Annotated in this window: 11 protein-coding genes and 1 tRNA gene; all 12 read right to left on the bottom strand. The window is 42.7% G+C overall.

The window, feature by feature from the left end; translation table 11 throughout:
* Positions 1-115: 115 nt before the first annotated feature.
* Positions 116-2,230 carry an elongation factor G gene (fusA, locus tag GQR38_RS13080; RefSeq protein WP_007580132.1) on the bottom strand — a complete coding sequence of 705 codons (2,115 nt, stop codon included), beginning with the start codon at positions 2,228-2,230 and terminating at the stop codon, positions 116-118.
* A gap of 27 nt (positions 2,231-2,257) precedes the next feature.
* Positions 2,258-2,728 carry a 30S ribosomal protein S7 gene (gene rpsG / locus GQR38_RS13085; RefSeq protein ID WP_010555004.1) on the bottom strand — a complete coding sequence of 157 codons (471 nt, stop codon included), beginning with the start codon at positions 2,726-2,728 and terminating at the stop codon, positions 2,258-2,260.
* Between the two features lie 97 nt (positions 2,729-2,825).
* Positions 2,826-3,200 carry a 30S ribosomal protein S12 gene (rpsL, locus tag GQR38_RS13090; RefSeq protein WP_002958885.1) on the bottom strand — a complete coding sequence of 125 codons (375 nt, stop codon included), beginning with the start codon at positions 3,198-3,200 and terminating at the stop codon, positions 2,826-2,828.
* Between the two features lie 194 nt (positions 3,201-3,394).
* Positions 3,395-7,570 (bottom strand): DNA-directed RNA polymerase subunit beta', encoded by a 4,176-nt coding sequence (rpoC, locus tag GQR38_RS13095; RefSeq protein WP_007580130.1) that lies wholly within the window; start codon positions 7,568-7,570, stop codon positions 3,395-3,397.
* 104 nt (positions 7,571-7,674) lie between these two features.
* Positions 7,675-11,700, bottom strand: a complete 4,026-nt coding sequence (gene rpoB, locus GQR38_RS13100) for a DNA-directed RNA polymerase subunit beta (protein ID WP_024609121.1) — start codon at positions 11,698-11,700, stop codon at positions 7,675-7,677.
* Between the two features lie 271 nt (positions 11,701-11,971).
* Positions 11,972-12,334, bottom strand: a complete 363-nt coding sequence (gene rplL, locus GQR38_RS13105) for a 50S ribosomal protein L7/L12 (RefSeq protein ID WP_002958882.1) — start codon at positions 12,332-12,334, stop codon at positions 11,972-11,974.
* A 76-nt stretch (positions 12,335-12,410) separates the two neighbouring features.
* On the bottom strand, positions 12,411-12,905 hold the full coding sequence (gene rplJ, locus GQR38_RS13110) for a 50S ribosomal protein L10 (protein WP_002958881.1): 495 nt from the start codon (positions 12,903-12,905) through the stop codon (positions 12,411-12,413).
* Between the two features lie 322 nt (positions 12,906-13,227).
* Positions 13,228-13,932: a 50S ribosomal protein L1 gene (gene rplA, locus GQR38_RS13115; RefSeq protein WP_007580124.1), complete on the bottom strand. Its 705-nt coding sequence runs from the start codon at positions 13,930-13,932 to the stop codon at positions 13,228-13,230.
* 3 nt (positions 13,933-13,935) lie between these two features.
* A complete protein-coding gene (rplK, locus tag GQR38_RS13120; protein ID WP_002958879.1) occupies positions 13,936-14,364 on the bottom strand; it encodes a 50S ribosomal protein L11 in 429 nt (142 codons plus the stop codon).
* Positions 14,365-14,577: 213 nt separating this feature from the next.
* The gene (gene nusG, locus GQR38_RS13125) at positions 14,578-15,141 is read right to left on the bottom strand and encodes a transcription termination/antitermination protein NusG (RefSeq protein WP_007580122.1); all 564 of its coding nucleotides are present in this window, start codon (positions 15,139-15,141) and stop codon (positions 14,578-14,580) included.
* A gap of 4 nt (positions 15,142-15,145) precedes the next feature.
* The gene (gene secE / locus GQR38_RS13130; protein ID WP_002958877.1) at positions 15,146-15,523 is read right to left on the bottom strand and encodes a preprotein translocase subunit SecE; all 378 of its coding nucleotides are present in this window, start codon (positions 15,521-15,523) and stop codon (positions 15,146-15,148) included.
* Positions 15,524-15,655: 132 nt separating this feature from the next.
* Positions 15,656-15,732, bottom strand: a tRNA-Trp gene (locus GQR38_RS13135).
* Between the last annotated feature and the right edge of the window lie 78 nt (positions 15,733-15,810).

Below are 15,810 nucleotides of genomic sequence, written 5' to 3' on the forward strand. Positions count from 1 at the left end.
ATTGTACCAACGTTTACGTGCGGTTTTACGCGTTCAAACTTTTCTTTTGCCATCTTAAAAAATTCCTAATAAAGAAATTAAAGCCTGACTCACTATTGAGCCAGACAAGCTAAAATTATATAACAGCGCGAGCTGAAATTATTGTATCTGCAACGTTTTTAGAGGCTTCAGCGTACTTCACAAACTCCATAGAGTATGAGGCACGGCCCTGTGTTGCAGATCGTAAAGCAGTTGCATAACCAAACATTTCAGAAAGAGGAACCTGCGCATTAATTTGCTTAAGTCCACCTAATGCATCTTCCATGCCTTCGATTATGCCGCGGCGACGGTTTAAGTCGCCAACTACATCACCCATATTTGAATCAGGAGTGAGTACTTCAACCTTCATTACTGGCTCTAGTAGTACAGGGTTAGCTTTAAGCGCCCCATCTCTCATTGCCAGTGAACCTGCTATTTTAAATGCCATTTCATTCGAATCTACATCATGGAATGAACCATCATATAAAGTCGCTTTAACGCCAAGTAATGGGTAGCCTGCCAGTACACCTTGAGACATTTGCTCTTGGATACCTTTGTCTACCGCAGGGACGAACTCTTTAGGAACAGAACCACCTACGGTTTCGTTAACGAACTCGTAAATTGGTGACTCATCATCCGTAATATCCATCGGTTCAAGTTTAATCCAAACGTGACCATATTGACCACGACCACCTGACTGACGTATAAACTTCCCTTCAACCTTAACAGTTGAACGAATAGCTTCTCGGTATGAGACCTGCGGCTTACCAACGTTACATTCAACACTGAATTCACGTTTCATACGGTCGACGATGATATCTAGGTGAAGTTCACCCATGCCAGAGATTATAACCTGGCCTGATTCTTCGTCAGTTTGTACTCGAAAAGAAGGGTCTTCAGCAGCTAGTTTACCCAGCGCGATACCCATCTTATCTTGGTCAGCTATAGTGCGAGGCTCAACCGCAATAGAGATTACTGGTTCAGGGAATTCCATACGCTCAAGCGTAATAATAGAATTCGGATCACACAGTGTTTCACCTGTTGTTACGTCTTTAAGACCAATAGCTGCCGCGATGTCGCCTGCGAAAACTTCTTTGATCTCTTCACGAGAGTTTGAATGCATCTGTACGATACGGCCAAGTCGCTCACGCTTACTTTTTACTGGATTATATACCGTGTCACCCTGTTTAACAGTACCAGAGTAAACACGGAAAAAGGTCAAGGTTCCAACAAACGGGTCTGTTGCAATCTTAAAAGCGAGTGCAGCAAACGGCGCCTTATCATTAGCTGGACGTTCTTCCTCAGTACCATTTTCTAAGATACCTTGGATTTGTTTCACTTGCTCTGGTGAGGGCATATATTCAACAACGCAATCAAGCACAGCTTGAACACCTTTGTTTTTAAATGCGCTACCACAAGTAACTGGAACAATCTCATTAGCTAATGTTCGTTGGCGTAAAGCATTTTTAATTTCTGCTTCACTTAACTCTTCACCTTCTAAGTATTTATCCATTAGTTCTTCTGTTGCTTCAGCAGCGCTTTCAACTAAGTGAGAGCGCCATTCTTCAGCTAATTCCAGAAGTTCTGCCGGTATTGCCTCATAAGAGAAAGTCATACCCTGGTCCGCTTCGTTCCAGTTAATCACTTTCATTTTTATAAGGTCAATAACACCTTTAAAGTCGTCCTCAGCGCCTACAGGCAACTGAATTGGAACAGGCGTTGCTCCAAGACGAGATTTCACCTGGCTAACCACAGCTAAGAAGTCAGCGCCCGTGCGATCCATTTTATTTACGAAGATCATTCTCGGAACTTCGTATTTGTTCGCTTGACGCCAAACTGTCTCAGTTTGCGGCTGTACACCAGATGAAGCACAAAGAACAACTACCGCACCATCTAATACGCGTAAAGAACGCTCTACTTCGATAGTGAAATCTACGTGTCCTGGAGTATCAATAATATTGATACGATGGGCGTCAAATTGAGCATCCATCCCTTTCCAAAAACACGTTGTTGCAGCAGAAGTGATTGTGATACCACGCTCTTGTTCCTGCTCCATCCAATCCATAGTTGCAGCGCCATCATGTACTTCACCGATCTTATGAGAAAGACCCGTGTAGAACAGAACACGTTCTGTTGTGGTGGTTTTGCCTGCATCTACGTGAGCGACAATACCTATATTACGATAGCGCTCAAGTGGAGTTGTACGTGCCATATGATCCTCTTAAAGGTTAAAGACAGATTACCAACGGTAATGAGCGAATGCTTTATTCGCTTCAGCCATACGGTGAACGTCTTCACGTTTCTTAACCGCAGTGCCTTTATTATCAGAAGCGTCAACGATTTCTTGAGCTAAACGTAAGCCCATAGATTTTTCGCCACGCTTACGTGCAGCGTCTACTAACCAACGCATACCTAATGCGTTACGACGAACTGGACGTACTTCAACTGGTACTTGATAAGTTGAACCACCAACACGGCGAGATTTAACTTCTACCTGTGGGCGGATGTTATCAAGTGCAGTTTCAAAGATTTCTAGGTGCGACTTGCCTGATTTCTCAGCAGCCACGTCTAGCGCACCATAAACAATTTTTTCAGCAGTAGATTTCTTGCCGTCTAACATCACGATGTTAACGAATTTAGCAAGAAGTTCCGATCCGAACTTAGGATCTGGAAGAATTTTACGTTGACCGATTACGCGTCTTCTAGGCATTTTGTATCTCCGGTTTATTCAGGTTTGCTCTTTCGAGTCAATCACCCAAAACAATAATTATAAATATTTAGTGCTTGGCCTTACTAACGGAAAACAATTAGCCTTTAGGGCGTTTTGCACCGTATTTAGAACGAGCTTGACGACGATCGCTAACGCCTGCACAGTCAAGTGCACCACGAACAGTGTGAAAACGCACACCTGGTAAATCTTTAACACGACCACCACGGATTAGGATTACACTATGCTCTTGAAGGTTATGACCTTCACCGCCAATGTATGAAGTTACTTCGAAACCGTTAGTTAAACGTACACGTGCTACTTTACGTAACGCCGAGTTTGGTTTCTTAGGTGTAGTTGTATATACGCGAGTACATACACCGCGCTTTTGCGGACACGCTTTTAGTGCAGCTGAGTTACTTTTCGTAACCTTGCTACGGCGTGGCTTACGCACTAGCTGGTTAATAGTTGCCATTTAAATAGCTCCTGAAATTAAAATTACTACTGAAAAAAATAAAAAATCCGCCCTTTATTTACGAGCCTGCATTAAGCACACAAGTAAATGGGTGGCGGAATTTTAATGAGCAAAGTTTAACCTGTCAACCTAAACTAACCGCAAGACAGCATATAACTGACTTGCGATCACTTAATCTATTGATTAAGAACAGTTTATTGATTTCCAGACAAATCAGCATTTAGAGCGTCTGTAAGTGCTTGAGTTGCCTCTTCTGCACTTACTGTTTGCTCTTCTACTACTACTTTGCTTTGTTTACGGCGAGCCATACGTTCTTGATGATACGCAAAACCGGTACCGGCTGGGATCAAACGACCCACAATTACGTTTTCTTTAAGACCGCGAAGCTCATCGCTCTTACCATTCACTGCCGCATCTGTAAGAACACGTGTTGTCTCTTGGAAAGACGCTGCAGAGATGAAAGATTCTGTTGCTAGTGATGCTTTTGTGATACCCATTAACTGGATTTCAAACTTAGCTGGTATCTTACCTTGTTTTTCAAGGTCACGGTTTGCGATATTAACGCGCGCCACTTCGATTTGTTCACCGGCTAAGAAGTCAGTATCACCGCCGTGCATAATGGTACATTTACGTAACATTTGACGGATAATTGTTTCAATGTGCTTGTCATTGATCTTAACGCCTTGCAAACGGTAAACCTCTTGCACTTCGTTAACGATATAGTTAGCAACATGAGTCACACCACGTAGGCGTAAGATGTCATGCGGTGATTCAGGACCATCGGCGATAACTTCACCTTTAGACACTTGCTCACCTTCAAACACGTTAAGTTGACGCCATTTAGGAATCATCTCTTCGTAATGATCACCTTCAGCTGGAGTAATAACTAAACGCTTCTTACCTTTAGTCTCTTTACCGAAGCTAATTGTACCAGTTACTTCAGCTAATATAGCTGGTTCTTTTGGCTTACGAGCTTCAAATAAGTCGGCTACGCGTGGTAGACCACCCGTGATATCACGAGTTTTCGAACCTTCTTGCGGAATACGTGCTAACACGTCACCTGGGTTTGCTGTAACGCCGTCAATAACTTCAATCGTCGTGAATGAAGGAAGACGTGTTTCTTGCAGACCGCGCTCTTCACTTTCGATGATAAGCTTTGGTTCTTTCGTATTTACTTTAGCAAGATCTTTTACAACTACACGGGTTAAACCAGTTAGCTCATCAGTCTGTGCTTCAGTATTTGAATCATCGATATCGCTGAACGATACTTTTGATTTATGCTCAAGAACGATTGGGTGACTATGCGGGTCCCAAGTAGCAACGATATCGTTACCTAGAACTTCAGCATTGTCTTGCACTGTTAATACCGCACCGTAAGGTACTTTATAACGCTCTTTCTCACGACCATGACTATCAATGATAGTAATTTCCGTAGAACGAGAGGTAATAACAATCTTACCGTCTGTGTTTAATACGTACTTAGAGTTATGAAGTTTTAATGTACCGTTAGTTTTAACTTGTACATTATTTTCTGCAGACGCTCTAGATGCCGCACCACCGATGTGGAAGGTACGCATTGTTAACTGTGTACCCGGCTCACCAATTGACTGTGCCGCGATAACACCCACTGATTCACCAGCGTTGATGATATGACCACGTGCTAGGTCACGACCATAACAGTTAGCACAAACACCAAAGTCATTATCACAAGTGATAACAGAACGTACACGAACTTCATCTACTGAATGCTCTTCTAAGAGATCACACAGTTTTTCGTCTAGCATGATATTACGTTCAACAAGCACTGTATTAGTACCTGGAATCACAATATCTTCAGCAACAACACGACCTAGAACACGTTCACGAAGTGCTTCTACAACATCACCACCTTCAATAAGCGGTTTCATTGTTAAGCCATCTTCTGTGCCACAGTCATCTTCATTGATTACCAAATCTTGTGCAACGTCTACTAGACGACGCGTTAGGTAACCCGAGTTTGCTGTTTTAAGTGCTGTATCGGCAAGACCTTTACGCGCACCATGCGTTGAGATGAAGTACTGAAGTACGTTTAGACCTTCACGGAAGTTAGCTGTGATTGGAGTCTCGATGATTGAACCATCTGGACGTGCCATTAGACCACGCATACCCGCCAACTGACGAATCTGTGCAGCACTACCACGAGCACCTGAGTCGGCCATCATAAACACTGAGTTAAATGACGGTTGCTCTACTTCTTCACCTTGTGCATTGATAACTGTGTCTTTCGACAAGTTAGACATCATCTCACGTGATAAGTTTTCGTTTACACGTGACCAGATATCGATAACTTTGTTGTACTTTTCACCAGCCGTTACAAGACCTGATTGGAATTGTTGGTTGATTTCAGTAACTTCAGCTTCAGCTGATTCAATTATCTGTGCTTTAACCGGCGGGATAACTAAGTCATCAATACCGATAGAAACACCTGACTTCATTGCATAATGGAAACCGGTGTACATAACTTGGTCAGCAAAGATAACTGTATCTTTAAGACCTAGACGACGGTAACACTCATTCAATAAGCCAGAAATCTGCTTTTTACCTAGCGGCTGGTTGATTGACGCAAACGGCATGCCTTTAGGTAAAATTAGAGACAGAATTGCACGACCAACAGTTGTATCGATAACAGTAATAGTATCTTCTACTACGCCGTCTTCGTTTTTAACTGATTGGCTAATACGTACTTTCACAATTGCGTGAAGGTCTGCATTGCCACTGCGGTATGCTTTTTCTGCTTCTTTTGGATCTTTAAATATCGCGCCTTCGCCTTTAGCGTTAATGCGGTCACGAGTCATGTAATAAAGACCCAATACAACATCCTGTGAAGGAACGATGATTGGCTCACCATTCGCAGGAGATAGAATGTTGTTTGTTGACATCATCAATGCACGAGCTTCAAGCTGCGCTTCGATTGTTAACGGTACGTGTACCGCCATTTGGTCACCATCGAAATCGGCGTTGTACGCCGCACATACTAATGGATGCAAATGAATCGCTTTACCTTCGATAAGCACAGGCTCAAACGCTTGGATACCCAAACGGTGAAGTGTTGGTGCACGGTTAAGTAATACTGGATGTTCACGAATTACTTCGTCAAGTACATCCCATACTTCCGGAACTTCACGTTCAACCATCTTCTTAGCAGCTTTGATTGTCGTAGCCATGCCGCGACGTTCTAATTTGCCATAGATGAATGGTTTGAATAGCTCTAGTGCCATCTTCTTAGGAAGACCACATTGGTGAAGCTTAAGTGTAGGACCAACTGTGATTACAGAACGGCCTGAATAATCCACACGCTTACCAAGTAAGTTCTGACGGAAACGACCTTGCTTACCCTTGATCATATCAGCAAGAGATTTAAGAGGACGTTTGTTAGAACCTGTAATTGCACGACCACGACGACCGTTATCAAGTAGCGCATCTACCGCTTCTTGTAACATGCGTTTTTCGTTACGTACAATAATGTCTGGTGCTGCTAAATCTAGTAGACGCTTAAGACGGTTATTACGGTTAATAACACGACGGTAAAGGTCATTTAGATCAGATGTCGCAAAACGACCACCGTCTAATGGTACTAATGGGCGTAGATCAGGTGGCAATACTGGAAGTACTGTCATGATCATCCACTCAGGGTTATTACCTGATTGGTGGAACGATTCCATTAACTTAAGACGTTTAGTGATTTTTTTACGCTTAGTTTCAGAGTTAATTGTTGGTAACTCTTCACGCATCTCAGCAATTAATTGAGCAAGATCAAGTTCACGAAGCAAGTCTAAAACTGCTTCAGCACCCATCTTAGCTTCAAACTCATCACCGTGCTCTTCTAGTGAATCTAAGTATTCTTCTTCACCTAATAGCTGACCACGCTCAAGCGTTGTCATACCAGGTTCAGTTACTACGAATGATTCGAAGTAAAGAACACGTTCAATATCACGAAGCGTCATATCTAGCATTAAGCCAATACGTGACGGTAATGATTTTAAAAACCATATATGTGCAACTGGGCTCGCAAGGTCGATATGACCCATACGATCGCGTCGCACTTTAGTGAGTGTTACTTCAACGCCACACTTTTCACAGATCACACCACGGTGTTTAAGGCGTTTATATTTACCACATAAACACTCATAATCTTTCACTGGGCCGAAAATACGGGCACAGAATAAGCCATCGCGCTCAGGCTTGAAAGTACGGTAGTTAATAGTCTCAGGTTTCTTTACTTCACCGTATGACCATGAACGAACCATGTCTGGTGAAGCAAGACCAATGCGAATTGCATCGAATTCTTCGGTCTTATTTTGTTGCTTCAGAAACTTAAGTAAGTCTTTCACCTTAGCTCTCCTGTCGGAGTTAATCTTGAGGACGGATAATCTCGTCCCTACATTCTATTCAGCCGTAACAGATGCTGCAGCGTTAACTGCAGCATCTAATTGGCTTAATTTTCTTCCAACTCGATGTTGATACCCAGTGAGCGGATTTCTTTCAACAATACGTTGAACGATTCTGGCATACCTGGTTCCATTTTATGGTTACCATCAACGATGTTTTTATACATCTTAGTACGACCGTTCACGTCATCCGATTTCACTGTTAGCATTTCTTGTAGAGTGTAAGCAGCACCATAAGCTTCAAGTGCCCATACTTCCATCTCACCAAAACGCTGGCCACCGAACTGTGCTTTACCACCCAGCGGCTGCTGAGTAACAAGGCTGTAAGAACCAGTAGAACGTGCGTGCATCTTATCGTCAACCAAGTGGTTAAGTTTAAGCATGTACATGTAACCAACAGTTACTTGACGTTCAAACTGATCGCCAGTACGGCCATCATAAAGTGTAACCTGACCACTACGAGGATAGCCCGCAAGCTCAAGCATGTCTTTGATTTCGCTTTCTTTCGCGCCATCAAATGCAGGAGTAGCTATTGGTAAACCACCTTTTAAGTTTTCAGCTAGACGACGAATTTCGTCATCAGTGAAGCTAGCAATATCTACAACTTGGCGAGATTCGCCAATTTCGTATGCTTGCTTGATGAAGTCACGTAGCTCATGAAGCTCACGTTGCTCTTTCATCATCTCTTCAATACGTTCACCGATACCACGTGCAGCAAGACCCATATGTGTTTCAAGGATCTGACCGATGTTCATACGTGATGGTACACCTAGTGGATTCAATACGATATCTACCGTACGACCTTTGTCATCGTAAGGCATATCTTCTACTGGTACGATAGTCGAGATAACACCTTTGTTACCATGACGACCCGCCATTTTATCACCCGGTTGGATACGACGTTTAACAGCTAGGTATACTTTAACAATCTTAAGTACGCCTGGTGCTAAGTCATCACCTTGGGTAATTTTACGACGTTTGTTTTCAAACTTCTTATCGTATTCAGCTTTAAGTTCATCGTACTGTGCAGCTAGTTGCTCAAGCTCAGCTTGCTTGTCTTCTTCAGCAAGGCTTTGCGTAAGTACTTTTTCAGCATTTAGAGATGCAAGTTTATCTTCATCAAAACCAGCAGCTATAAGTAGCTTACGTGCACGGTCTAAAACGCCAGCTTCTAAAATACGGAACTCTTCGTTGAAGTCTTTCTTCGCTTCGCGAAGCTGCATGTCTTCAACTTCTAATGCGCGTTTATCTTTTTCAACACCATCACGGGTGAAAACTTGCACGTCAATTACAGTACCAGTTACAGAATTTGGTACACGTAAAGAGCTGTCTTTAACGTCAGACGCTTTTTCGCCGAAGATAGCACGCAGTAGCTTCTCTTCAGGTGTAAGCTGTGTCTCGCCTTTAGGAGTCACTTTACCTACTAGGATATCGCCGCCTTTAACTTCAGCACCAATATATACAACGCCTGATTCATCAAGCTTGCCTAGCGCAGACTCACCCACATTCGGGATATCTGCAGTGATCTCTTCTGGACCTAATTTAGTATCACGGGCAACACACTGTAGTTCTTGAATATGGATAGTCGTTAGACGATCTTCTTCAACTACGCGCTCTGATAACAAGATTGAATCTTCGAAGTTATAACCATTCCATGGCATGAATGCCACGCGAAGGTTTTGACCAAGGGCTAAGTCACCTAAGTCAGTCGAAGGACCATCTGCTAACACGTCACCACGAGTAACCGGTTCGCCAACCATACAAGTTGGTTTTTGGTTAATACATGTATTTTGGTTTGAACGTGTGTATTTGGTTAAGTTGTAGATGTCGATGCCCGCTTCACCAGGAATGCGTTCTTCTTCATGTACATTTACAACGATGCGACTTGCGTCAGCATACATTACTTCACCACCACGTTTAGCAACGATAGTTACACCAGAATCTTTCGCTAGTGTTAACTCAATACCAGTACCTACTAACGGCTTATCCGCTTTCAATGTTGGTACTGCTTGACGTTGCATGTTTGAACCCATCAATGCACGGTTAGCATCATCGTGTTCTAGGAACGGGATAAGTGCTGCCGCTACAGAGATCACCTGTTGTGGTGATACATCCATATACTGCTGGTCCATGCGACCCATAAAGGTAGATTCACCTTTGTGACGACATGGGATAAGTTCATCAACAAACTCATTGGTTTCAGTTAAGTTTGAGTTCGCCTGTGCGATAACAAACTGACCTTCTTCAATGGCTGATAAATAATCAACTTCATCAGTTACAACACCGTCTACCACTTTGCGGTAAGGTGTTTCTAAGAAACCGTAGTCATTTGTACGTGCGTACGTAGACAACGAGTTAATTAGACCGATATTTGGACCCTCAGGAGTCTCGATTGGACATACGCGACCATAGTGAGTTACGTGAACGTCACGTACTTCAAAGCCTGCGCGTTCACGAGTTAGACCGCCCGGACCTAATGCAGAGATACGACGTTTATGCGTAACTTCTGATAGTGGGTTATTTTGGTCCATAAACTGTGATAACTGAGACGAGCCGAAGAACTCTTTAACCGCTGCCGAAATAGGCTTAGCGTTAATAAGATCTTGTGGCATTATCGCGTCAAGGTCACCTAAGCTTAAACGCTCACGTACAGCACGTTCAACACGTACTAGACCAACACGGAATTGGTTCTCAGCCATTTCGCCAACACTACGTATACGACGGTTGCCTAAGTGATCGATATCATCAACATCGCCTTGACCGTTACGAATAGCAATTAATACTTTCATAACAGACACGATGTCTTCTTTGCTTAATGTGCCAGGGCCTGTGTCTGTATCGTAACCAACACGGCTATTGAACTTCATACGACCTACAGTAGATAAGTCATAACGTTCTTCAGAGAAGAACAAGTTCTGGAATAAGGCTTCAGCCGCGTCTTTCGTCGGTGGCTCGCCTGGGCGCATCATGCGGTAAATTTCTACTAGTGCTTCTAAACGGCTGCTTGCAGAGTCAATGTTCAAAGTATTTGACATGTAAGCACCGCTGTCCACTTCATTGATATATAACGTATCAATTTTAGTGTAACCGGCTTTAACCAATTCAGCCATTAGCTCTAGAGTTAGCTCGTCATTTGCATTTGCAATAACTTCACCAGTTGACTCATCAACATAGTTTTTAGCTACAATACGGCCAATGATGTACTCATGTGGTACTTCTAATTGCTTAATGCCTTTCTTCTCGATGCTCTTGATGTGGCGAGCCGTAACACGACGACCTCTTTCAACAAATACTTCACCGTCTTCGCTCTTGATATCAAAAGCGGCAGTTTCACCACGTAAACGCGAAGGTACAAGTTCCATAAGAACTTTACCATTCGTTACTTCAAACGTAGTGTTATCGAAGAACATATCTAGGATTTGTTCGCTAGAATACTCTAGTGCACGTAGGATGATAGACGCCGGTAATTTACGACGACGGTCAATACGTACATATAAGTTATCTTTTGCATCAAATTCGAAGTCTAACCATGAACCACGGTAAGGTATAACGCGTGCGTTATATAATACTTTACCCGATGAATGGGTTTTACCGCGGTCGTTATCAAAGAATACACCAGGGCTACGGTGTAGCTGAGAAACGATAACACGCTCTGTACCATTGATTACAAAAGTACCGGTATCTGTCATGAGCGGAATTTCGCCCATGTAAACTTCTTGCTCTTTAATGTCTTTAACTGTGCCTGGTGCTTCTTTGTCCATAACAACAAGACGCAGTTTCACGCGAAGTGGAGCAGAATAAGTCACACCGCGAATTTGACATTCTTTTACATCGAAAACTGGCTCACCAATACGGTAACTTACGTATTGAAGCTCAGAATTTCCCGAGTAGCTTTTAATAGGGAACACAGAACGGAAGGCAGCTTCCAAACCATGATCGCCATCAGCGTCCGGCACTAAGAATTTTTTAAACGATTCTAACTGTGTAGACAGTAAAAAAGGTATATCCAAAACTTGTGGACGTTTACCAAAATCCTTACGGATACGTTTCTTTTCAGAATAAGAGTAAGCCATGGGGTTCCTCAGCTTGCTGATCTTTGACCCGACCTGTTCTTGTAAGAACAGACTTAACTGGCAGCTATGCCAAGATTTTACAACATTTAACTGTTGTTCTAATTAGATCCCACTTTAACACTAGCAAACTATAAAGCGTTGAAAGTAAAGAAAAAATCAGATTTTATTTGAACTAAAAGAGTGCATCACTCTATAGCGCAAAAAGGCCGGTGATTAAATAATCACCAGCCCTTGCCTGATTTCTCAGGCAGCGAACTTAGCAAAAGCTAAATTACTTAACCTCAACTTCAGCACCAGCTTCAGTAAGATCTTTTGCAAGTGCTTCAGCTTCTTCTTTAGATACACCTTCTTTAACAGGTGTAGGAGCAGCTTCAACAAGAGCTTTCGCTTCTTTAAGGCCAAGGCCAGTTGCGCTACGAACAGCTTTGATTGCAGAAACCTTATTAGCGCCAGCGCCAGTAAGGATTACGTCAAATTCTGTTTTCTCTTCAGCAGCTTCAGCAGCTGGACCAGCTACCATTGCAGCTGCAGCAGTTACGCCGAATTTTTCTTCCATTGCTTCGATAAGAGCAACAACGTCCATTACTGACATTTCAGCAATTGCGTCAAGGATTTGGTCTTTAGATACAGACATTACAAATTTCCTAATAATTAACGGACATTACGTCCAAATAAATTTTACACCGAAAGTGAGATTAAACAGCTTAAAATTAAGCAGCTTGCTCTTCTTTCTGTACACGTACTGCTTCAATTGTTTTACACAATTTGCCAGCAGACGCTTCTTTCATAGCACTCATTAAGCGTGCAACAGCTTCGTCGTATGTAGGTAATGTAGCAAGCATTGCTGCATCAACAACATTTCCTTCAAAAGCGGCCGTTTTAAGCTCGAATTTCTCATTCTTTTTCGCGAAATCTGAAAAGATACGCGCAGCAGCACCTGGGTGCTCTGATGAGAAAGCGATTAAGCTTGGACCAACAAATGAATCAGAAAGACACTCAAAATCTGTTCCTTCAAGAGCACGTTTTGCTAAAGTGTTACGGACAACTTTCATCCAAACACCATTTGCACGAGCTTCTTTACGAAGGGCAGTAATTGCGCCAACTGTTACACCACGAGAATCTGCAACAACTGCAGATAGAGCACCATTGGCTGCTTCGTTGACTTCAGCAACTATTGCTTTTTTGCCTTGAAGATTTAAAGCCATGGGTGTTACTCCTGGTTTAATGGGGATACCGATTATCGGATTCCCCTGTTCTACTCTTCCCTACCAAACAAGGTAGAGATGCTTTTTACGGCGAGAGCCAGAAGGATTAGGAAAAATCTATCTGGGGTCTACACCGTCTACGTAGGTGAATATTAAGGCCGAAGCCACCTACGGTCTTGGACGGAAGCCCAATTTATCGTTAACCCCGAAGGCTTAACGAAATTATGGACTTCAACCCGAATTCTTTACTTTGCCAATTAATAAATTAATCAACAAAATGGCGCGAAATTATAGTACAAATTTCACGCCATGTAAACACTGATTAAGCTACAGTTGTGCTTAAAGTGTTTTGGTCAACAGAAACGCCTGCGCCCATTGTTGTAGAGATAGTTACTTTCTTCAAGTAAACACCTTTAGCTTGAGAAGGTTTAGCCTTCTTAAGCGCAACAATTAGAGACTCAAGGTTTTGTTGTAATTGCTCTGCAGTGAAATCAACCTTACCAATAGTAGTATGGATGATGCCATTTTTGTCATTACGGTAACGTACTTGACCTGCTTTAGCATTTTTAACTGCTTCTGCAACGTTAGGCGTTACAGTACCAGTTTTAGGGTTTGGCATTAGACCACGTGGGCCTAAGATTTGACCTAGTTGACCAACAACACGCATAGCGTCTGGTGATGCAACAACAACGTCAAAGTTCATCTCGCCTTTTTTAACTAGTTCAGCAAGATCTTCCATGCCTACTAATTCAGCACCGGCTTCTTTTGCAGCTTCTGCATTAGCGCCTTGTGTGAATACAGCAACACGAACGTCACGACCAGTACCGTTAGGTAGTACAGTAGCACCACGAACGTTTTGATCAGATTTACGAGCATCGATACCAAGGTTAACGGCAACGTCAACACTTTCTACGAATTTAGCTGTCGCTAACTCTTTTAAAAGAGCAACTGCTTCATTGATCTCGTAATCTTTTGTTACTTCCACTTTTTCGCGGATAGTACGCATACGTTTAGTTAATTTAGCCATTTCTTAGTCCTCTACGTTCAAGCCCATCGCACGCGCAGAACCTGCGATAGTGCGAACCGCTGCGTCCATATCGGCAGCTGTAAGGTCAGTTCGTTTTGTCTCAACAATTTCTTCAAGTTGAGCACGAGTTACTGTGCCTACTTTATCAGTGTTAGGACGGCCTGAGCCTGACTTGATACCAGCAGCTTTCTTAAGTAAGTAAGCAGCAGGTGGCGTTTTCATGTCGAACGTAAATGAACGGTCACCGTAAACAGAGATCACTACAGGAACTGGAGCGCCTTTTTCGATAGACTCTGTACGTGCGTTAAACGCTTTACAGAATTCCATGATGTTTACACCGTGTTGACCTAGTGCAGGACCTACTGGAGGACTAGGATTAGCCATACCAGCGGCAACTTGTAGCTTGATTAGAGCTTCAACTTTTTTAGCCATTATAAATACCTCATTTGGTGGGTCTCAGCCTTGTGCGCGCGAGGACGCGTACTCTAACGGCTTCCCAGTTTAAAAATTGGTTTCGTACTTTTTGCACAGTAAAAATAAATTTTACCTTAATACAAAAAGGCCGCTGATTATAAGTTAATCAGCGGCCTTTTTCAAGCTTCATGCCAAAATTTAAATAAAAATTAGCGAAGCTTTTTTAATCAATTACTTATCTTGCTCAACTTGACCGAATTCAAGCTCAACTGGCGTAGAACGACCAAAAATAAGTACAGATACTTTTACGCGGCTCTTTTCGTAGTCAACTTCTTCAACTACACCACTGAAATCTGCAAATGGTCCGTCTGTAACGCGAACAACTTCACCTGGTTCAAATAATGTAGCAGGTTTAGGTGCTTCAGCATTTTCTTGAAGGCGATTAAGAATGCGTTCTGCTTCTTTAGGAGTTATTGGAGCAGGACGATCAGACGTTCCACCAATAAAGCCCATTACACGTTCAGTGCTGTTCACTAAGTGCCAGCTTGCGTCATTCATATCCATTTGTACTAATACATAACCTGGGAAGAATTTACGCTCAGATTTACGCTTTTGGCCAGCGCGCATCTCAACAACTTCTTCAGTTGGTACTAGTATCTCACCAAAGCTCGATTCAAGACCTTCGATTTTAATGTGTTCAGTTAACGTTTGAGCTACACGCTTTTCGTAACCAGAAAAGGCTTGTACTACATACCAACGTAACTTAATTTCTTTGTTCTCGTTCTCATCCGACATGGGATCAGATCTCCAATCCAGTTAAAAAGCCTACAGCGCGGAATAAAATGCCATCTAATCCCCAAAGGATAAGTGCCATAATCACTGTTGCAACCATTACAATTAATGTCGTGTGGGTAGTTTCTTGGCGCGTTGGCCAAATAACTTTGCGTACTTCAATTCGAGCTTCTTTAGCGAAAGCAAGAAAGTTACGTCCCTTAAATGTTTGCGAGGCAATTGCTAATCCGGCCGCTATTGCAACAACAACGCCGATAGCACGTAGTAGTACAGATTGATCTGCATACATGTGATTACCAACAACTGCGCCTGCAAGTAGCGCGATTGCTACTAACCACTTTACTGACTCCATCGCACTTGATGGTGTTTCTACATTCGTGCTCATAATATTATTACCTTAACTACAGACACAACAACCCTACACTACGGTAAGGTTAATCCATTAAAATCTAAACTTAAAAACAGACTTAATTTAAACCGGTTTTTAATCTCAGACTACTCAAACCACAAGTAAAACTGGCAGGGGCGGAGAGATTCGAACTCCCAACCATCGGTTTTGGAGACCGCTGTTCTACCAATTGGAACTACGCCCCTGCAAAGTGGATGCCTATTATACTTACGCAGTCCATTAACACAAGCCTAAAAGATACCCACATTGGAAAATCTCGGCAT

Origin of the sequence: Pseudoalteromonas sp. c7(2019) (genome assembly GCF_011378625.1) — a bacterium.
Classification (GTDB): domain Bacteria; phylum Pseudomonadota; class Gammaproteobacteria; order Enterobacterales; family Alteromonadaceae; genus Pseudoalteromonas; species Pseudoalteromonas arctica.

What these genes read in the sequence shown, in the direction of transcription:
- fusA (WP_007580132.1), bottom strand. Translation starts at nt 2,230, where the DNA reads ATGGCACGTACAACTCCACTTGAGCGCTATCGTAATATAGGTATTGTC.
- rpsG (WP_010555004.1), bottom strand. Translation starts at nt 2,728, where the DNA reads ATGCCTAGAAGACGCGTAATCGGTCAACGTAAAATTCTTCCAGATCCT.
- rpsL (WP_002958885.1), bottom strand. Translation starts at nt 3,200, where the DNA reads ATGGCAACTATTAACCAGCTAGTGCGTAAGCCACGCCGTAGCAAGGTT.
- rpoB (WP_024609121.1), bottom strand. Translation starts at nt 11,700, where the DNA reads ATGGCTTACTCTTATTCTGAAAAGAAACGTATCCGTAAGGATTTTGGT.
- rplL (WP_002958882.1), bottom strand. Translation starts at nt 12,334, where the DNA reads ATGTCTGTATCTAAAGACCAAATCCTTGACGCAATTGCTGAAATGTCA.
- rplJ (WP_002958881.1), bottom strand. Translation starts at nt 12,905, where the DNA reads ATGGCTTTAAATCTTCAAGGCAAAAAAGCAATAGTTGCTGAAGTCAAC.
- rplA (WP_007580124.1), bottom strand. Translation starts at nt 13,932, where the DNA reads ATGGCTAAATTAACTAAACGTATGCGTACTATCCGCGAAAAAGTGGAA.
- rplK (WP_002958879.1), bottom strand. Translation starts at nt 14,364, where the DNA reads ATGGCTAAAAAAGTTGAAGCTCTAATCAAGCTACAAGTTGCCGCTGGT.
- nusG (WP_007580122.1), bottom strand. Translation starts at nt 15,141, where the DNA reads ATGTCGGATGAGAACGAGAACAAAGAAATTAAGTTACGTTGGTATGTA.
- secE (WP_002958877.1), bottom strand. Translation starts at nt 15,523, where the DNA reads ATGAGCACGAATGTAGAAACACCATCAAGTGCGATGGAGTCAGTAAAG.